Origin of the sequence: Phreatobacter sp., from assembly GCF_016793595.1 — a bacterium.
In the GTDB taxonomy this organism is placed as follows: Bacteria; Pseudomonadota; Alphaproteobacteria; order Rhizobiales; family Phreatobacteraceae; genus Phreatobacter.
Window position 1 is genome coordinate 1 of record NZ_JAEULY010000006.1, and the last position, 16,956, is coordinate 16,956.

The following is a 16,956-nucleotide window of genomic DNA, read 5'->3' on the forward strand; positions in this document are numbered from 1 at the left end:
CTCGCCGGAGAGGCGGTTCAGCGAGGCGGCAAGCGGCGCGCCGTAGAGACCGAGGATCGGGTTGAAGGCGGCGGGCGGGGTCGCGCCGCCGTTCAGGGCCGCATCGATGCCGGCCGCGACATTGCGCGGATTGACGCCGCCAGATCCGCTCAGCGCGTGGCCGGCGCGATAGCCGTTCACGGTCAGTGTCACGTCATTGGTCCCGTAAACGACGCTGGCCGTTGCACCGCTCGTTCCCGCGAGCGTGAACATCCCGCTGACACCGCCCGATGCTGTCAGGACCGTATAGGTCTGCGCCTGGAAGCCTCCCGGCGCAAAGGACAGCGTCGCGCCGCCCAAGGTTGCCGATCCGTTGACCGTCGTCAGGCTGGCCGGCGTGAAGGTGTAGATCGACGTGGAGGTGAGACTGAGCGCGCCGTTGATCGTCAGGTTTCCCGCCTGAAGCGTTCCGCCGGCGATCGCCGTCGCCGCATTGATCGTGCCGGTGCCGCCGAGCGTGCCGCCCGCATTGACCGAGACGCCCGAGCCGCCGATCACGCCGTTGACCGCCAGAAGGCCGCCATCAACTGTCGTGGAGCCGGCATAGGTTCCCGTCCCGGTCAGCGTGAGGCTGCCGGCACCGCGCTTGATAAAGCCGCCAGCGCCGCCCAGCGCGCCCGACAGGGTGACCGCATTGCCGCCGGTATCGATCGTGCCGCCGCCCGCGGCGAAGGTCATGGCGTTGGCGACGGCATAGCTGCCACCGAAGCGCAAGGTGGGGCTGCCGGAACCGCCGCCGAGTTCGATGACGCTTGTCCCGGCAGCGGTCGCGGAGCCGAGCTGCAGTGTTCCGGAGCGAACTTGCGTCGCGCCCGAATAGGTGTTCGCACCAGCGAGCACGGTCGTGCCGTTCTCGACCAGCACCGTGCCATTGCCGGTGATGGCGGGCGCGAGGACGTAATTGCTCTCGGTGTGGTTGAGGACGATCCGGCCGGTGCCCGCGCCGAACCGCAGTTCGGCCACGTTGAGAAAACCGGCCGCCACGGCTGCGGAACCAGAGGCCGCACCGATATTGATCGTACCGGTCGAGCCGGCCTGATTGGCGATGAAGATGCGCTGCGTCGCGGCACTGACGCTGACCGAGCCGCCGTTGTCGACCGTCAGCGTGCCAGTGCCGAAATAGCCGACGATCAGATAGAGCGCGTCGGTCCACTGGGAGCCGGCGCCGCTCACGCGCACAGTGCCGCTGCCGCCAGCACCCCGGCCGAGCAGAGCGCCATGAGCCGCGACAGTGCCGCCGTTCGAGACGAGCACCGTGGCGCTGCCGTCCCAGCCAATAGTGGAATTGGTCATGGTCGTCGTGACGGCCAGCGAACTGCCGGCGCCGTCGACAGTCAGGGAACCGGTACTTCCGGCATACCTGCCGATCGTGAGGAAGCCGGCTTGCACATCGCCGCCGTTCGAGACCGCGAGACTACCCGTCCCATAGGAGCCGACCACGAAGCCGAGCTGGACGTTCCAGAGACTGCCGCCACCATCGACGGTCGCGGTGCCGCTCCCGGTGGCCTTGTCGCCGAGAGTGCTGGCCTTGTCGTTGGCATGGGCGCCGCTGAGGACATTCAGCGCGCCCTGCCCCGAATCTCCGATGATGTGACCATTGGTCGCGTTCCACGTGGTACCCGCGCCCGTGATCGTCACTGTGCCCGAGGAGCCGGCGAATGTGCCCAACTGGGCGAAGGACGTGATATTGGCTGTGGCTCCGCCCGAAAGCGTGAATACGCCAGTGCCACGAAAGCCAGCGTAGAGGTACTGACCGTTCCACGTCGTGCCAGGCCCACTGACCGCGGTGCTGCCGGTCTCGCCGGCCAGTTCGCCGAGCATAGCCGAGTGGTGGGTGAAGGTCGCTCCTGACGAAACGCCGAGCGATGCACCCGCGCCGGTCGCGCCGACCTTGAGGATGTTGGTTGTCGCGACGCCGCCGGCGATCACGGGGCTCACGCTGCCGCCACTGCCGATCACGACGTTGGTTCCCGAGCCCGGAACCGTACTCGTCGACCAGTTGGCAGCCGTATCCCAATCCGATGTCGATCCCTGCCAGATCGACTGCGCCAGAACGGGGTTGGTGAGCAGAGCGAGGACGCTCGCGGTCGCGACCAGAGAGGCGGCAACGGGGGACTTCAGCCTGTACGCAACGGCGGCCATCACATACGCCCTATGGTTGAAATATTGTTAACACGCAATCAATTATCGGCCATGCCGAATGTCAAGATGGCCGTCGGGTCTTTTCACATGGACATGGAGGAAGGGACGCAACCGCTGCTCCACGGCGGCCTTGCGGCTTTGAATTTGCCGGAGGCAAGGCCGCGCTACACGATTCAGCCCCGTCATGGCCAAAATGCCCCGCCGTCTGTTGCGGCCATCAGCCAGCCGCCATGTGGGTTATCACCGGCCACAACCGCCGTCTTCTCATTCCGCGCAAAAGGCATATCAAAGCGCGAGCCTCGCGCACCGCCTGCCGCGACGGCCTGTTTCACCTGATGGAACGCGGCGGGCGCCAGGCGGGCCCTCGGCGCACCCGGTGATAGCGTTCGTCGCAATCGGGTGCGGACATATGGCGATCACATACGATCTGGTCAGGGAGGTGACGGCCAATCTCTACGATTGGTCGCTGCGGCGCATTCCGGAATCGTCCAAGGCGGAGCTCCGCCGCGCGGTTGAGACGGAAACCGTTCCGCAGGCGCGCCAGACGCTCGCCTTCATGCTGGAGAGCGCCGAGACCGCCGAACGGACCGGGCGGTTCCTGTGTTCCGACGCGGGGGTTCCCAGCTACACCGTCAAGATCGGCTCGGCCGCACGTTTCGAGGGCGACATCCGGCAGGCGATCGTCGACGGCTTCGACCATCTCGTGCAGACCATCGAACCGCCGATGCTGCGCTTCGTCACCAATCCGCTGACCAACGAGCGCAGCTATCGCGGCAAGGACATGCCGCTGGTGTCCTGGGAACTGATCGGCGAGGTGGACTATCTCGACATCACCTGCGCGCCCAAGGCGCTCGGCGGCGGGCGGTGGGCGGCGATCGAAATCCTCGTCAGCCCGAGCATCGAGGACATCGAGCGGTGCATCATGGAGATCGTGCTGAGGGCCGGCGGCCAGCACTGCCCGCCGGTGGTGGTCGGCGTCGGCATCGGCGGCACCTTCGACCATGCCGCCAAGCTGTCGAAGGATGCGACGCTCAGGCCGTTCGGCGAGCGCAATCCGGAGCCGATGGTGGCGGCGATGGAAGAACGGCTGACGCGTGCCGTCAACATGACCGGATTCGGCCCGATGGGCGTCGGCGGATCGACGACCACGTTCGGCGTCCACATCGAATATGCCGCCGGCCACGGCTTCACGCCCATCGCCGTCTCGTTCAATTGCTGGATCAACCGGCGGACCCGCGCGCGCATCTACAATTCCGGCCGCGTGGAGCGGATCGAATGACCGGCCTCCCAGCAGGCGAGCCCGGCCTGCCGCGCGTCAGGCTGCCGATGAGCCCGGACGAGGCGCGAAGGCTGAGAGCCGGCGACCTTGTCCTGCTCGACGGCGAGGCGCTGGCCACCGTCGGCATGCCGACGCACCGCCGCATGATGGCCGAGATCGAGGCGGGACGGCCAATGCCGACGCCGATGGATGGCGGCGCCTTCTTCCACATGGGCGTCTGCTACGACGAGGAGCCGGCGGGCCCCGGGCGGTTGCACTATGTCAATCCGACCACATCGACACGCTTCAACGGCATGATGCCGACGCTGATCCGCCGGTTCGGCCTGACCGCCGTCGGCGGCAAGGGCGGCCTGTCGCGCGACAGCGTCGAAGCGATGCGCGATGTCGGCTGCGTCTATTTCTCGTTCGTCGGCGGGGCATCGGCGCTGCTCAGCCTCGGCGTGACCGAGGTGGTCGAGGCGGCATGGCCGGACCTGATCATGCAGTTCCGCCTCAATCGCATCCGGCTCGCCGGCCTCGGGCCGGTGACGGTCGCGATCGATGCCCATGGCGAGTCGGTCTATGACCGCCTGCAGGCTTCGGCCACGGCGCGGCTGGCGGATATCCTGCAATCCGTCCGGTCGGGCTGACCGGCGCATCCATGAGCGGCCAGAATCGATGAGAGCGATCGAGATCACGCGACCCGGCGGCCCGGAGGTTCTGGCCTTCTGCGAACGCCCCATGCCCGAGGTCGGACCGGGCGAAGTACTGATCCGCGTCGCGGCGGCGGCGGTCAACCGGCCGGACGTGCAGCAGCGGCGCGGGCTCTATCCGCCGCCGCCCGGAACCACCGATCTGCCGGGCCTCGATGTCGCGGGAATCGTCGAGGCGGCCAGCCCGGACGTGTCATGGCCGAAGCCCGGCGACGCCGTCTGCGCGCTGGCCAATGGCGGCGGCTATGCCGAATACTGCGCCGTGCCGGCGGGACAGTGCATGCCGCTGCCGAAAGGGTCGGACTTCGTCCAGGCGGCGGCGCTGCCCGAGGCCTATTTCACCGCCTGGAACAACGTCATGTGGCTCGGCCGCCTTGCCGAAGGCGAGACGCTGCTGGTTCAGGGCGGCACCAGCGGCGTCGGCATGGCGGCGATCCAGATGGCGAAGCAATTGCGATCGGCGCGGGTCGTGGCGACAGCCGGCACCGGGGAGAAGCTCGACAAGTGCCGCGCCATCGGCGCGGACCACGCGGTCAGCTATCGCGGCGACTGGCCGGCGGCGGTCGTCGAGGCCATCGGCGCGCAGCAGGTCGACGTGGTGCTCGACGGACAGGCCGGGCCCTATACCGAACAGCAGCTCCAGCTGCTCGCGCCGGACGGCCGTGTCGTTCTGATCGCCAGCCACCTCGGCGAGATGGCCGAGGTCAATGTCCGCAACATCGTGCGCCGACGACTGACCCTTACCGGCTCGACCCTGCGGCCCCGCACCGCCGCCTACAAGGCGCGGCTTGCAGCCGAACTCGTCCGCGAGGTCTGGCCGTTGCTCGAGACCGGCCGGATCGAGAACCACATTTGCGCAGTCTTCGACTGGCGCGACGTCCGCGATGCCCATGCCCTGATGGATGCCGGCGAGCAGGTCGGCAAGGTCGTGCTGACAGTCAGAGCCTGAGACGCGACGCCGCTTCCTTCCGTCCGGCAGCGGAATGGCTTATGCCTGGCGCCCGTTTTCTCGCGGTCCGGCCAGATCTTGCCCTCGTTCGCTCCCGTCCGATCCGTCGTCAAGGCGCTGGATCTCCTCGCCGAGATCAACCGCAGCGGCATCGCGACGGTGGGCGAGCTGCATCGCCGTCTGAACCTGCCGAAGCCAACCATCGTCCGCCTGCTCGAAACCCTGATCGAGGCCGGCTATGTCGCGCGCGACGACCGGATGCGCGGCTATCAGGTCACCTCGGCGGTCGGGCGCCTCAGCGCAGGCTTCCACGGCGCCCCGCTGGTCATCGAGGCCGCCCGCCCCTGGGCGACGGCGCTGACGCGGCAGATCAAATGGCCCTGCGCCGTCTGCCTGCTTGATTTCGATGCCGTCGTGGTGCGCTTCAGCACCATCCTCGACAGCCCCGTCTCGCCGTTCCATGCGACCCTCGGCCACCGGCTGCCGCTCGGCGGGCGGGCGCTGGGCCGCGCCTATCTGCTGTTCTGCCCGGACGAGGAGCGCGCCATCCTGCGCGCCGCCATGGCCGCCTCCTCCATCGCCGAGAACCGCGCGCTGACCGACACGGAATGCGAGGCCCTGATGGTTCAGGCGCGCCGGCGCGGCTTCGCCGAGCGCGACCCCGATGTCGAGCCGCGCAACTCGGCGACCATCGCCGTGCCCCTGATGCTCGGCGAGCGGGTGCTGGCGACCTTCGGCGTGACCTTCTTTCGCTCGGTCATCGCGACGCCCGACGACAAGGCGCGGATCATCCGGCCGCTCATGAAGGCTAAAACCCGCATCGAGAACCAGATCCGCGAAATGTCGCAATCACTGGGCCCGGCGTTTCAGGATGAGAAATGATCGTGGTCTGCCAGAACAGCCCGTCCGGGGTCCTCTAGGCTGAGCCCGACTGCTGCGCGGAACGACGCGGCGGCGGAGGAAACGAACCATGACCAGCCTGTCCCGCCGCGCCTGCGTGGCCTCGATCGTGGGCGCCGGAATCGCCGCCGGAACGGGCAGCGCCTTCGCCCAGCAATGGCCGGCCCGCCCCGTGACCCTCGTCGTCCCCTTCCCCGCCGGTGCCTCGACAGATGTCGTCGCCCGGCTGCTGGCGGAGAAGCTGCGCACCGAACTGGGACAGAGTTTCATCGTCGAGAACAAGGTCGGGGCTGGCGGCAATATCGCGGCGAGCGGCGTCGCCCGCGCGACGCCGGACGGCTACACGCTGTTCGTCACCTCGGCCGGCCCGATCGCGACCAACAAGCTGCTCTATCGCAATCTCGCCTATGATCCGCTGACCGACTTCGACCCGATCGCCCTGATCGGCGATGTCAACGTCGCCGTCGTGGTCCATCCCTCGGTCGAGGCGAGGACGCTCGCGGAGCTGATCGCCTACGGCAAGGCCAATCCGGGCAAGCTGACCTTCGGCAGCCCCGGCCTCGGCCTGATGGGCCATATCGCCGGCGAACTCCTGCAGCGCCGGGCCGGGTTCCAGATGACCCACGTGCCCTATCGCGGCTCGGCGCCGCTGGCCAACGATCTCGTCGCCGGGCAGGTCAATGTCGCGGTTGATTTCCTGCCTGGCTACCTGCCGCTGATCCAGGCCGGCCGGGTGCGTGCGCTGGCGGTCACGGCGGACACGCGCGCGCCGCAGATTCCCGACGTGCCGACGCTTCAGGAGGCCGGCCTGCCGGGCGTCAACGCGTCGTCGTGGTTCGCGATGGTCGGTCCCAAGGGCCTGCCGGCGCCGATCGTGGAGCGCCTGTCCCAGATCGTCTCGACCTATGTGAAGAGCCCGGAGGCGCTGGCGAAGCTCGACCCGATCGGCGTCCGCCCGCTCGGCCGCGGGCCGGACGCGGTCAGGGCGGCGCAGGCGGCCGAGATCGCCAAGTGGGAAGACGTGATCAAGGCCGCGAACATCTCGCTGCAATAGGCCGCCATGGCGCGAGGCGGAGCGTCAGGCCGCCGCGTCCAGATCCAGCATGGCGGCGGCATTGTCGCCGACAAGCGCGCGGATCTCGGCCTCCGAGAATTGCAGGTCGATGAGATGCCCGACGACCTCCCGGTAACCTTCGATCGGGCGCGGCGAGCCGACCAGTCCGAGATCGGATGAGAGGATGGTCTTGCCGACGCCCGCGACCTCGATCACGCGCCGGAGCTCGGCGGGCTCGAACTTCTTCGACTTGCCCTCGACGAACATGCAGATCGAGTGCTCCATCGTGGCGCCAAGCGCGACCAGTCCGCGGATTTCGGCGTCGCTGCAATTGTTGACGAGATAGGTCGGGTGGTTGACGAGGAGCTTCCTGACGCCGCGCGCCTTCGCCTCCTCGAACACCATGAACAGTTCCGGCGTCGAGAGATGGCCGCCGGCCAGGATGATGTCGTCGGCAGCGATCAGATCGAGAATCTGCTTCACCGCATCGATGAGCTTCCCGTCGGGTCCGACCGGCGTCAGCGGCACGGGATCGAGCATCTTCTTCGCGGTCTTCGGGAAGGTCTTCACCGTTCCCGCCGCGAGCACGTCGATATGGTTCTTCGCCGACAGCGTCGGCATCCAGACGATCCGGCCGCCGAGCTTGATCGCGTGGTCGACCGCGTGGGGATTGAAGCCGCCGGAGGCATTGTTCAGGGCAATGCCGGAGAACAGGCGCACGCCGGTATCGGGCACCAGCTTCTCCAGCAGGATGGCGTGGGCCGTGCCGAGATAGAAGTGGTCCTTGTAGAGCAGCGCCCGGAACCTGGCGGCGGCGCAATCCATCATGGCGTCGTGATGGTCGAGGATGCGCGGCATGGCCGCAGGCCCGCTATGGCAATGCAGGTCGACCGCGCCGACGAGAAGGCTGGCGATCTCGCTCTCCCGCGAGCCGCTCTGGAACTGACGCCCGGGCGTATCGGACATGGTGCTGATCTCCTCTGCGTCACGGGCGGGACCGGATGGCGCGCGCCTCGCCAGCGACGCTTCGCGGCCGCCTCGGCGACAAACGCGGCATTGGCATTCCGGCCGCGCGGTCGCAGACCCCGTCCGATCATCGCAGGGCGCGCCGGAGGGCGGGGCCGATCTGGGGCTGTTTCAACGCGCGAAACGCAGCCTCCGCGCGCTCCCTCCGGGACCGGCGACACGGTCAGAACCTTGATGACGTGCGGCAGCCATTGAGCACTCGCCCGCAGCGCATCGTCCAGGCCGCCGCTCAAGGGGAGCTGCGGGCCGGTTGATCCGGCGTCGCCGCCGGGGGATTACCCGGTGCGTCCGATCAGTGCGTGGCGGACTGCCTGTTCAGGCCGCTCCAGTCCTTGCCGACGAGGTTGTAGCCGGCCTCGTTGTGGCGAAGCTGGGCGCCGGCGCCGACGAAGCGCGCATCGGCGGTCATCTGATAGCCGGTGTTCAGGAGATAGCCGGCACCGACCGCGATCAGGATCGCTACCGCAAACGCAGACAGCATGACCTTCATGAGCCTTCCCCTCTCGAAATAGAATGCTTCTGACTTCTACTTAGCACGCGCGCAGTGCTGTTCAAGACAGCCCCTTGAGCTCCCCCGATGGCATTCCGAGGCCCGCGCCGCTACTTCCCGCTTGATTGGGACAGCCGTTGCAGCGACCCTCGCTGCCCGAAAATCGGACCTGCGCATGTTCCGTCTTCTCCTCGCCCTGCTCCTCGCGACACCGATGGCTGCCTCTGCACAGGAGATGCGCGGCCATGGCGGACCCGTGCGGGCGCTGGCGGTCTCGGGCGACGGCCGCCTCGCCTTGTCGGGGTCGTTCGACACGTCCGCCATTCTCTGGGGTGTCGAGCGGGGTCTCGCCGTAGCCGTGCTGCGCGGCCACCAAAGCTCCGTCAACGCCGTCGCGGCGCTGCCCGACGGGAGGTTCGCCACTGCCGGAGAAGACGGACGGATCCTGCTGTGGCGCATCGGCCGGCAGGAGCCGGAAGAGCGGCCCGAAGGCCATGCGGGTCCGGTCGCCGGGCTGGCTGTATCTCCGGACGGCCGGTTGCTCGCCTCGGCGTCGTGGGACGGCACTGCACGCCTGACGCCGCTTTCAGGGGAGGCGCCTCCAACGGTCATCCGCCAGCGGGGCCCGCTGAACGCGGTCGCCTTCGCGGCCGACGGGCAATCGCTCATCACCGGCGGCCATGACGGCGCAGTACGCGTGATCGGCGCGGACGGCGAACAGCGGCGGGTGGTCGAGACCGGCGTGCCCGTCAATGGCATCGTCGTGGCGGCGGACGGCGAGATCATCGCCGGCGGCGCGGATGGCCGGCTGCGGTTCATCACCCCGGACGGCGCCGCCGCGCGCGAGGTCGCGGCATCGGAGACACCAGTGGTAGGCCTCGCGCTGTCGCCCGACGGGCGGCGAATTGCCGCGGCGGGTATCGGCGGCACGGTCGCGCTCGTCGACCGAGCTTCGGGCCGGATCGAACGGACGTTGGTCGGCCCCGGCCTGCCCGTCTGGTCTCTGGCCTTCCGCCCCGGCACGGACGACCTCGTGACGGGCGGCGGCGACCGGCTCGTGCGTCGCTGGCGCGCCTCCACGGGCGAGCATCTCGGGGCAGTGGTCATGGAGCGTCCGTCCGAGGCGCTCGCGCGTCTTGCCGATCATCCGGGCGCGGAGGTGTTCCGTGCCTGCTCGGCCTGCCACACGCTCGATCCCGATGGCGGCAACCGCGCCGGACCAACGCTTCATGGCGTGATCGGACGCCGGATCGGCAGCGCCGCCGGCTATGACTATTCACCGGCGTTGCGCGGCATGGACATCGTCTGGGGCCGGGACACCATAGCCAAACTGTTCGAGATCGGCCCCAACGCCTACACGCCCGGCACGAAGATGCCGGAGCAGCGCGTCACCGACCCTGACGACCTCAGGGCGCTGGTCGATTACATCGCGCGGGCAACCGGCGCGGAGTAACCACCGCCGCGTGCCGCCTAGTTCAGGCCGTCCTTGCCCGGTCTAGGGGCGGGAGACGAGGGCTTCGGAGAGTAGTCATCCGCGGTGCGCACCTGCGGGCGCGCGGGCGCGCCATAGGGGTCGAAGCTCTCGTTCACGACCCGCTCGATGCGGCAGTCCTCGCACATGAACAGCGCCTCGCGACGCGCGGCATTGGCGCCGGAAAACATCCAGTGCCCTTCCAGCTTGGCCGCGATGCGCTCGATGGTCGAGCGCGTGCCGAAGGGCTTGCCACAGGAGGTGCAATGGAACGGCTCCTCCTCTTTCACGACCCGCTTCGGCTCGCGCCACGCGACGAAGTCGAGCTGCGGGACGAGGGCGATGGCGTCCTCCGGGCAGGTCTGCTCGCACAGGCCGCACTGGACGCAGAGGCTCTCGGTGAAGCGCAGCATCGGCTGGTCGGGATTGTCCGAAAGCGCCGCCGTCGGGCATGCCGAAACGCAGGCGAGGCAAAGGGTGCAGGCCTCGGCGTTGACGTCGGCCTTGCCGAAGGGCGCTCCCTTGTCCAGCGCGATCCGGTCAACGGGCGCGGGCGCCGCTGCATGCAGTTCGCGGAAGGCGAATTCAAGCAGGCCGCGCTTGGTGCCCATGGGCAGGAAGGTGGACGGCTTTGCGCCCGCCCTGCCCGCGAACGGCCGCGCGAGTTCGCCGGCGAGCGCGTCGGGATCGTCGGCCTCGATGAGCCGCACGATATCGTCGCCATAGCCGAGCGCCGAGACGATGGTGCGCACCGTGTCCAGCGTGCGCGACAGGCCGAGCAGATCGTGGCGCGGCTTTGCCCGGCCGAGCACCGCGACGCCCGCCGCGCCATAGGCCATGGCGCTGGCGAAGACTTCCGGTCCGGCCTGCGTGATCTCGTTCACCTGCAACGGCAGCACATGGGCCGGCAGGCCGGCCCCGAAGCGTGCGAGAGCATCGATCAGCGCCGTGCCATGCTCGCCGTCATGGAGCAGAACGACGCCCCCGACACCGCCCGCGGCGGCATAGGTCGTCAGGAGGGCGCGGAGGCGGCGAAGCAGCGCATCGACGGGCGGAAGGGCGTAGGCCGCCGCGCCCGTGGGGCAGGCGGCGGCGCATTGGCCGCAGCCGGCGCAGATCGCGGGATCGATCGCCACATGGTCGCCATCCGGCGCAATCGCGCCGGTCGGGCAGAGGTCCAGGCAGCGCGTGCAGCCGGTGATCTTGGAACGGGAATGGGCGCAGAGATCGGCGGTGAAGGTGATGTAGCGGGGCTTGTCGAACGTGCCGGTGAGCCCCCCGGCCTCGCCGATCAGACGCTCGACCGCCGCAGCATCGCGGGGGTCGGCGCGCAGGTAGCCCGGCCGCAATTCCGGGGCGGGAAACAGCGGCACGCCACCCGACAGGTCGATGACGATATCCGAGGTCGAGGACGCACCGTTGCGCGGCGCCTGCCAGAGATAGTGCCGGCGCGAGGACGGCGCGGGCAGCGCATAGTCATCGACATCGAGGGCAAAGGCGCCGAGATGGCCTCGCGCGGCCGATATCGTGCCCTTGACCACCGGGAAATCGGTGGCGCTCGGTGGCGTCACCTCACCGGGTCGCGACAGGAGGACAGTCACGTCCAGCGACGCGGCCAGCCGGCGCGCGACATCGATGGCCACCTCGTCGCGGCCATAGATCAGGGCAACGCCCTTCGATTCGAGGGTCACCGCATGGATCGGCGGCATTTCCTCAGCGGCAGCGGCGAGCAGCGCCGCGGTCTTCGGACCGGCCTGCGCGGCCTCGGCCGACCAGCCTGCCTGCTCGCGGACATTGGCGAAGGTAAGCCGCCCGGCATAGCCGAGGTCTTCGGCGACCTCGGTGAAGAGCGGGGCTTCCTGCGTGCAGGCGACCGTGACGTCGCCCTCCTGCGCCAGCACCGCCTTGAAGAAATCCAGCTCCTTCCGGCACAGCTGGTCGGCGGTGCGCACCTTGGTACGGCAGGTCTTGGCGACCCGTTCGCCATGCAGCGGCATGGTTTCCTCGCAGGAGCAGAGGAACGTGGTGCCTGCCGTCATCGCCATCTCCGAACCGCGGACCTTTCCGGCGCGCCGCATCTTCATATATTGGAAACAGTCGAAAGAACCAGACCGGGCTGCCGCCGCGCCCGCAACGACAAGCTCGCCATGGCACTCGTCACGCTGCGCACGCCGACTTCCCTCGACCTTCCGCCCGGTTTCCGGGCCGTGGCGCTGCGCGAGTCCGGCGACGCCTTCGCCCATGCCTGCCGGACGGCGGCGGACGAGGGCGCCGGCACGCTCGTCTGGGTGCGGCGCTTCGACGTCGCCGAGTTCGCGGTGATTCTGGAGCCGGAGGCCCCGCTCGCCGAAGCGCGCAAGACATTGTTCATGGGCATGAGCGCGACCGCCGACGCCATCGCGTCCCTGTGCCCGCCCGAACGGCCGGTCACCATCGCCTACCCGGATACGATCCGCTTCGACGGCGGCCTTGTCGGCGGCGGCCGGCTCGGCTGGCCGAAGCGCTGCGGCGAGGACGAGACACCCGACTGGCTGGTCTTCGCCGCGACCGTGCGCGTCTCCTTCGCCGGGGTGGTGGAGCCAGGGCAGGCGCCCACCGCCGCAGCGCTCGACGAGGAGGGCTTCGAGGGCGGCGGCCCCGCCATGCTGATCGAGAGTTTTGCGCGCTTCTTCCTGCGCGCGGTCGACAGCTGGCAGCACCTTGGCTTCGCGCCGGTCGTCACGGACTACCTCAACCGGCTCGGCAAGGATCGCCCGGGCGACACTCTGTCTTTGTCGCCGGCCGGGGACCTGATCGTGCGCCCTGCGGTCGGCGACCATGAGCGACGCCTGTCGCTGGTCGACGGGCTGAAGGCCGCCGCCTGGCTCGACCGCGAGAGCGGGGGGCCGAAGCTGTGATGATGCTGCGCACGATCCGACTCGATCCGTCCGACACTTTCGTCTTTCCGGTCGCGGCCGAACCCGGCGAATGGGCCGTCACCGGCTCGTTCCTGTTCTGGGGGCGCGATGTCGATGCGCTCGCCGGCAAGGAGCGCGCGGCCTTCCGGTCGGGCTTTGCCGGCATCGCCTCGCTCGGCTTCTCGACACTGGTGGTTGCCCAGCCGATGCGCCCGGGCGAGCACGAGGCGGCGGTCGACGCCCTCGCCCGCCAGCTGATCGACCGGCTCGGCGCTCCGGACATCGACGCGGCACGCGCCGCCGCGACCGAGGAGCTCGCTTTCGCGGCCTCTCTCGCCGACCACGACGAGGGCACGCTGGTCGCCATGCATCGCACCTTCGAGGGCGGGGAAATTCGCGAGCAGTACCGCACGCTGAAGCCACGCGAGCGGGCGGCCGGCGCCGACAGCCTGCACGCCCAGGCGCGCGCCTTCACCTTCCACGAGGTGGTGGAGGATGATGCGCCGGACGAGCGGATCGACCTGATCGACATGATGACGACACGCCGATGAGCACGGACACACGCACCGTCACCGAGTTCTGGGTCTCGTCGGGTCATCACATGACCCGTCGCGTCGATGGCGGCGGGCTCGCCGTCACCGACGAGATGCTGCTGGCCTATCTCGCCCGCCCCGAACTGGTGCCGCCGGACGAGGCCTGCGCAGCCGAATGCGAGCTTCACGCGCTGCTGATGAAGGAGCCGCGCAGGCCCGTGACCGCGGCCATGATCGCCGCGATCAAGGACGAGGATGCCCGCGAGAACTGGCAGTTCATGATCGGCTTCCGCGACCGGCTTCTCGCCCATCCGAATGTCGAGGCGGCCTATCTCGCCATCGTCCGCGACGGGGCGCGCGGCGTGCCGCCGCTGTTCCTCAACCAGCTCGTCCACCTCGTCATGCGCAATGCGCTGGATGGCTGCGAAGACCCCTTCGTGCTGCGCGCGGCCGAGCTGCTGTTCCGCCCGCAGAAGGGCTCGCTGAAGGAGGGTTCGCTGCTGCTCGCCGATCTCGAACTCGTCGAGGAATTCGAAGCCGAGCGGAATGCCCTGCTCAGCACCTCGCCGCTCGCCGCGATGATGGGCACCGACGCGATGGGCGAGATCGAGGTGATGACCGACGCGACGGCCGCCTCCTACTGGTCGCGCTCCGACGCCTTCTCCATGGCGCTCAATCTCGGTGGCGATCCACGATCACGCGAGGCGCTCTGCCGCGCGCTTGAGACCTGGATCGCCCATATGCTCGGGGTCGAGACGGCCATCGCCGCGGTGGAGCGGATCGAGGACGCCGACTGGCGCTGGTTCGTCGGCCTCGACGCCGAGGCGACCGCCATCGGCAACCGGCTGTGGCGCGGCGAGGCGATCGATCCCGCCGAGCAGAGCCGCATCTGCGGCCTGTTCCGGCTCGATTTCCGCGATCCCGGCGCGATGGACCCGAAAGTAGCCGGAAAGCCGGTCTATCTGATCATGGCGCTGACCGAGGACATGATCCTGCGCGTCAAGCCGCAGAACCTCATCGTCGGCCTGCCCCTGGCGGGCCGGCGCGCCGCCTGAAGGAGGCGCTCATGCCGGTACGGTTCATGACGGTCGGGGTGGTCGCGCTGAAGCGCAAGCTGAGCAATCCCTGGGTGGATTTCGAGTGGGTGCCCGAAGCGGTCCTGCCCGGCCTGCCCGCCGTCGAACCCGGCACGCGGATCGCGGCCGAGGAGGCGGCCGAGCGCTGGTACCTCGGGCCGGCCGAGCTGACCTTCCATTCCGGCGAGACCGCCCACTACCGCGACAATCTCGTCTCCGGCCGCCCGGCCGTCTGGGTAGCGCTGCGCGAGAATGCCGAGGGGAGCTGGTATGTCGCGGGCGCCACCGTCGACCCCTACGAGGGCGAGGCCTTCGTCGATGCGGTCGACGACAAGGTGGAGGCCCTGCCCATGCCGAACGAGATCGCGGTGGAGCTGCAGGCCTTCGTCGATACCCATCACGTCGAGCAGGCCTTCTTCAAGCGCAAGCGCGACCGCAAGGATCCGAATGCCGAGCCCGACTACGGCATCGGCCATCCCGCACGACAGGCACCCGGGCGGCGGACATGAGCAGCCGCGGCGAAGGCTTCCTGTCCCGCTGGTCGCGGCTGAAGCGCGAGCCGGATGCCGGGGTGAAGCCGGCTCCCGCCGCTGGCGACGCAACGCCGCCGGAACCGGCGCTGCCGGAGGGCAAGACCCTCGACGAACTCATTGCCGAACTGCCGCGTGTCGAGGACCTCGTGCCCGGGCAGAGACTGACCGCGTTCATGCAGCCCTGGGTGCCGGCATCCGTTCGCAATGCCGCCCTCCAGCGCATGTGGCTGCTTGACCCGGCGATCCGCGACTATGTCAGCCCCGCCCTCGACTACGCCTACGACTACAATACCCCCGGCGGGGCCCCCGGCTTCGGTCCGCTGGAGACGTCGTCCGACGCGATTCGCGAGGTCGCCGAAATGTTCGACCGCGCTCTCGGCCAGGGCGGAGCAAAAGAGGCGGCGGCCGCTCCGGAGCGTCATGACAATTTGTCGCAAGGCAACGACGAGGCCCGGCCGGACGACATTGCACCGCAGCAGTCAGAAGACGCCCGCGCCGACGTGCCGGAAGGCGGCGTGGCGCCGGTTTTGACAACCTCGCATCCTGCGAGCCTTCCGTGGCAGGGCAGCGGCACGCAAGCCGATGCTGCGATGCACAGTAGCGATAGAAATATGAAGGAGTTACGGCCTGCGGGCCGCCGTCACGGCGGCGCCCTGCCGGGATAGATCGACGATAGTTCCGCCTTGTATCCGCGGCCCATAGCTTGTACCTATTCTAAGGCAAATGTGGGCAGGCTATGACCCGAAGCGGCGATGACAGCCGCGGGGCCGGACGCCAAGGGCAGAAGTGAACGCGTCATTGCGCGAACAGGGACTTGAGGAAGCGATCAAGGCAGTCGGTGGCGTCGGCGCTCTCGCCCGGGCGCTCGGCATTTCGCAGCCCTCCGTCTCGAGCTGGAACCGCGTGCCGTCCGAACGCGTGATCGCAGTCGAGAAAGCGTCCGGCGTTGGCCGACACGTTCTGCGCCCCGATCTCTATCCCGAGGCGAAATCGGCGATAGCGCTGGCCATGGAGGCCGCGCAGCTGAAGCAGCGCGACGGCGAAGTGGACGAGATGGACCAGCTGCGGGCCGCCGAGTACGGGCTACTCGCCCTGCTTCTGTTCCGCGTGCCTACCGCCGAGGTGCTGCGTCAGGTCGCGGAGCTGAAGGGCGACGGCTCGCCGCTCGGCCTGGCGCATCTCGCGCTGGCAAGAGCCGCGGCGGAAGCGGATGTCGAGACAGTCGGCCGCGAGTTCTTCGACCTCTTCGTCGGCGTCGGACGCGGCGAACTGCTGCCCTATGCCTCCTACTATCTAACCGGCTTCCTGCACGAGCGGCCGCTGGCCGCGGTGCGCCAGTCCTTTGTCGATCTCGGCATCATCCGCAACGACAGTTCGCGCGAGCCGGAGGATCACGTCGCCTTGCTGTTCGACGTCATGTCGAACCTTGCCTCGCGGCAGATAGGCGAAGGCTATGAGACCGAGAAGGCCTTTTTCGAGGCGCATCTGAAGCCTTGGGCCGGACGCTTCTTCTCGGATCTGGAATCCATGCGGAACCGACCCTTCTACGCCGCCGTCGGCGCGGTCGGCCGCCTGTTCATGGACATCGAAGACGAGGCTTTCTCTTTCGACGCCTGACGGCGCGAAGGACGAACTGGAGGACGCGACAATGTCGGGGAACACCAAGCAGCCGGACACCGCCGCCGCACCGGCCCGCCGCGATTTCCTGAAGGCCATGACCGGCGCTTCCGCCGCAGCCGCCGCGGCCGTGGTCGGCGCAGAGACCGCCGAAGCCCAGGCTCCCGCCCGCGAAAGCCGCGACGAACGCACCAAGGCCCGCTACCAGGCCAATTCCGCGCACGTCCAGGCCTTCTACCGCACCAACCGCTACTGAGG

At 68.8% G+C, this 16,956-nt stretch carries 17 protein-coding genes; 13 read left to right on the forward strand and 4 right to left on the reverse strand.

All coding sequences use genetic code 11. From position 1 onward, the window contains the following. The coding region (locus tag JNK84_RS10190; RefSeq protein WP_293423696.1) for a beta strand repeat-containing protein at window positions 1-2,181 on the reverse strand (2,181 nt) is incomplete at its 3' end. 409 nt (window positions 2,182-2,590) lie between these two features. Between JNK84_RS10190 and JNK84_RS10195 the strand changes: the two genes are divergently transcribed. The 5 genes from JNK84_RS10195 (at window position 2,591) to JNK84_RS10215 (ending at window position 7,055) form a co-directional block, all read left to right on the forward strand. Beyond that, the gene (locus JNK84_RS10195) at window positions 2,591-3,460 is read left to right on the forward strand and encodes a fumarate hydratase (protein WP_293423698.1); all 870 of its coding nucleotides are present in this window, start codon (window positions 2,591-2,593) and stop codon (window positions 3,458-3,460) included. Further along, window positions 3,457-4,089 carry a fumarate hydratase C-terminal domain-containing protein gene (locus JNK84_RS10200; protein ID WP_293423700.1) on the forward strand — a complete coding sequence of 211 codons (633 nt, stop codon included), beginning with the start codon at window positions 3,457-3,459 and terminating at the stop codon, window positions 4,087-4,089. Before JNK84_RS10195 ends, JNK84_RS10200 begins: the two co-directional genes overlap by 4 nt. A 28-nt stretch (window positions 4,090-4,117) precedes the next feature. After that, complete coding sequence (locus JNK84_RS10205; RefSeq protein WP_293423702.1) at window positions 4,118-5,101, forward strand: NAD(P)H-quinone oxidoreductase; 984 nt, start codon at window positions 4,118-4,120, stop codon at window positions 5,099-5,101. Window positions 5,102-5,179: 78 nt separating this feature from the next. Further along, window positions 5,180-5,983: a DNA-binding transcriptional regulator gene (locus JNK84_RS10210; RefSeq protein ID WP_293423704.1), complete on the forward strand. Its 804-nt coding sequence runs from the start codon at window positions 5,180-5,182 to the stop codon at window positions 5,981-5,983. Between the two features lie 88 nt (window positions 5,984-6,071). Next, a complete protein-coding gene (locus tag JNK84_RS10215; protein WP_293423706.1) occupies window positions 6,072-7,055 on the forward strand; it encodes a Bug family tripartite tricarboxylate transporter substrate binding protein in 984 nt (327 codons plus the stop codon). Window positions 7,056-7,079: 24 nt separating this feature from the next. Here JNK84_RS10215 and JNK84_RS10220 read toward each other — a convergent pair whose 3' ends face one another. Next, window positions 7,080-8,021, reverse strand: a complete 942-nt coding sequence (locus tag JNK84_RS10220; RefSeq protein ID WP_293423708.1) for a DUF6282 family protein — start codon at window positions 8,019-8,021, stop codon at window positions 7,080-7,082. 352 nt (window positions 8,022-8,373) lie between these two features. After that, window positions 8,374-8,571, reverse strand: a complete 198-nt coding sequence (locus tag JNK84_RS10225) for a hypothetical protein (protein ID WP_293423710.1) — start codon at window positions 8,569-8,571, stop codon at window positions 8,374-8,376. A 175-nt stretch (window positions 8,572-8,746) separates the two neighbouring features. Between JNK84_RS10225 and JNK84_RS10230 the strand changes: the two genes are divergently transcribed. After that, window positions 8,747-10,024 (forward strand): c-type cytochrome, encoded by a 1,278-nt coding sequence (locus tag JNK84_RS10230; protein WP_293423712.1) that lies wholly within the window; start codon window positions 8,747-8,749, stop codon window positions 10,022-10,024. A 17-nt stretch (window positions 10,025-10,041) separates the two neighbouring features. Here the strand turns inward: JNK84_RS10230 and JNK84_RS10235 are convergent, their stop codons facing one another. Continuing rightward, the gene (locus JNK84_RS10235; RefSeq protein WP_293423714.1) at window positions 10,042-12,081 is read right to left on the reverse strand and encodes a 4Fe-4S binding protein; all 2,040 of its coding nucleotides are present in this window, start codon (window positions 12,079-12,081) and stop codon (window positions 10,042-10,044) included. A gap of 108 nt (window positions 12,082-12,189) precedes the next feature. Here JNK84_RS10235 and JNK84_RS10240 point away from each other — a divergent pair, with 108 nt between their 5' ends. From JNK84_RS10240 to JNK84_RS10270, 7 genes are all read left to right on the forward strand, one after another. Beyond that, entirely contained in the window at window positions 12,190-12,939 is a 750-nt protein-coding gene (locus JNK84_RS10240) for a biotin/lipoate--protein ligase family protein (RefSeq protein ID WP_293423716.1), read from the forward strand. Between the two features lie 2 nt (window positions 12,940-12,941). Then, complete coding sequence (locus JNK84_RS10245) at window positions 12,942-13,490, forward strand: DUF6505 family protein (protein ID WP_293423718.1); 549 nt, start codon at window positions 12,942-12,944, stop codon at window positions 13,488-13,490. Continuing rightward, window positions 13,487-14,527: a DUF6352 family protein gene (locus tag JNK84_RS10250; RefSeq protein ID WP_293423720.1), complete on the forward strand. Its 1,041-nt coding sequence runs from the start codon at window positions 13,487-13,489 to the stop codon at window positions 14,525-14,527. Before JNK84_RS10245 ends, JNK84_RS10250 begins: the two co-directional genes overlap by 4 nt. Window positions 14,528-14,538: 11 nt before the next feature. Then, window positions 14,539-15,057: a DUF3305 domain-containing protein gene (locus JNK84_RS10255; RefSeq protein WP_293423722.1), complete on the forward strand. Its 519-nt coding sequence runs from the start codon at window positions 14,539-14,541 to the stop codon at window positions 15,055-15,057. After that, window positions 15,054-15,746 (forward strand): DUF3306 domain-containing protein, encoded by a 693-nt coding sequence (locus JNK84_RS10260; protein WP_293423724.1) that lies wholly within the window; start codon window positions 15,054-15,056, stop codon window positions 15,744-15,746. Before JNK84_RS10255 ends, JNK84_RS10260 begins: the two co-directional genes overlap by 4 nt. A gap of 133 nt (window positions 15,747-15,879) precedes the next feature. Beyond that, entirely contained in the window at window positions 15,880-16,698 is an 819-nt protein-coding gene (locus tag JNK84_RS10265) for a Cro/CI family transcriptional regulator (protein ID WP_293423789.1), read from the forward strand. A gap of 31 nt (window positions 16,699-16,729) precedes the next feature. After that, window positions 16,730-16,954 (forward strand): formate dehydrogenase, encoded by a 225-nt coding sequence (locus tag JNK84_RS10270; RefSeq protein WP_293423726.1) that lies wholly within the window; start codon window positions 16,730-16,732, stop codon window positions 16,952-16,954. The last annotated feature ends 2 nt before the right edge of the window (window positions 16,955-16,956 follow it).

What these genes read in the sequence shown, in the direction of transcription:
- JNK84_RS10195 (WP_293423698.1), top strand. Translation starts at nt 2,591, where the DNA reads ATGGCGATCACATACGATCTGGTCAGGGAGGTGACGGCCAATCTCTAC.
- JNK84_RS10200 (WP_293423700.1), top strand. Translation starts at nt 3,457, where the DNA reads ATGACCGGCCTCCCAGCAGGCGAGCCCGGCCTGCCGCGCGTCAGGCTG.
- JNK84_RS10205 (WP_293423702.1), top strand. Translation starts at nt 4,118, where the DNA reads ATGAGAGCGATCGAGATCACGCGACCCGGCGGCCCGGAGGTTCTGGCC.
- JNK84_RS10215 (WP_293423706.1), top strand. Translation starts at nt 6,072, where the DNA reads ATGACCAGCCTGTCCCGCCGCGCCTGCGTGGCCTCGATCGTGGGCGCC.
- JNK84_RS10220 (WP_293423708.1), bottom strand. Translation starts at nt 8,021, where the DNA reads ATGTCCGATACGCCCGGGCGTCAGTTCCAGAGCGGCTCGCGGGAGAGC.
- JNK84_RS10225 (WP_293423710.1), bottom strand. Translation starts at nt 8,571, where the DNA reads ATGAAGGTCATGCTGTCTGCGTTTGCGGTAGCGATCCTGATCGCGGTC.
- JNK84_RS10230 (WP_293423712.1), top strand. Translation starts at nt 8,747, where the DNA reads ATGTTCCGTCTTCTCCTCGCCCTGCTCCTCGCGACACCGATGGCTGCC.
- JNK84_RS10235 (WP_293423714.1), bottom strand. Translation starts at nt 12,081, where the DNA reads ATGACGGCAGGCACCACGTTCCTCTGCTCCTGCGAGGAAACCATGCCG.
- JNK84_RS10240 (WP_293423716.1), top strand. Translation starts at nt 12,190, where the DNA reads ATGGCACTCGTCACGCTGCGCACGCCGACTTCCCTCGACCTTCCGCCC.
- JNK84_RS10245 (WP_293423718.1), top strand. Translation starts at nt 12,942, where the DNA reads ATGCTGCGCACGATCCGACTCGATCCGTCCGACACTTTCGTCTTTCCG.
- JNK84_RS10250 (WP_293423720.1), top strand. Translation starts at nt 13,487, where the DNA reads ATGAGCACGGACACACGCACCGTCACCGAGTTCTGGGTCTCGTCGGGT.
- JNK84_RS10255 (WP_293423722.1), top strand. Translation starts at nt 14,539, where the DNA reads ATGCCGGTACGGTTCATGACGGTCGGGGTGGTCGCGCTGAAGCGCAAG.
- JNK84_RS10260 (WP_293423724.1), top strand. Translation starts at nt 15,054, where the DNA reads ATGAGCAGCCGCGGCGAAGGCTTCCTGTCCCGCTGGTCGCGGCTGAAG.
- JNK84_RS10270 (WP_293423726.1), top strand. Translation starts at nt 16,730, where the DNA reads ATGTCGGGGAACACCAAGCAGCCGGACACCGCCGCCGCACCGGCCCGC.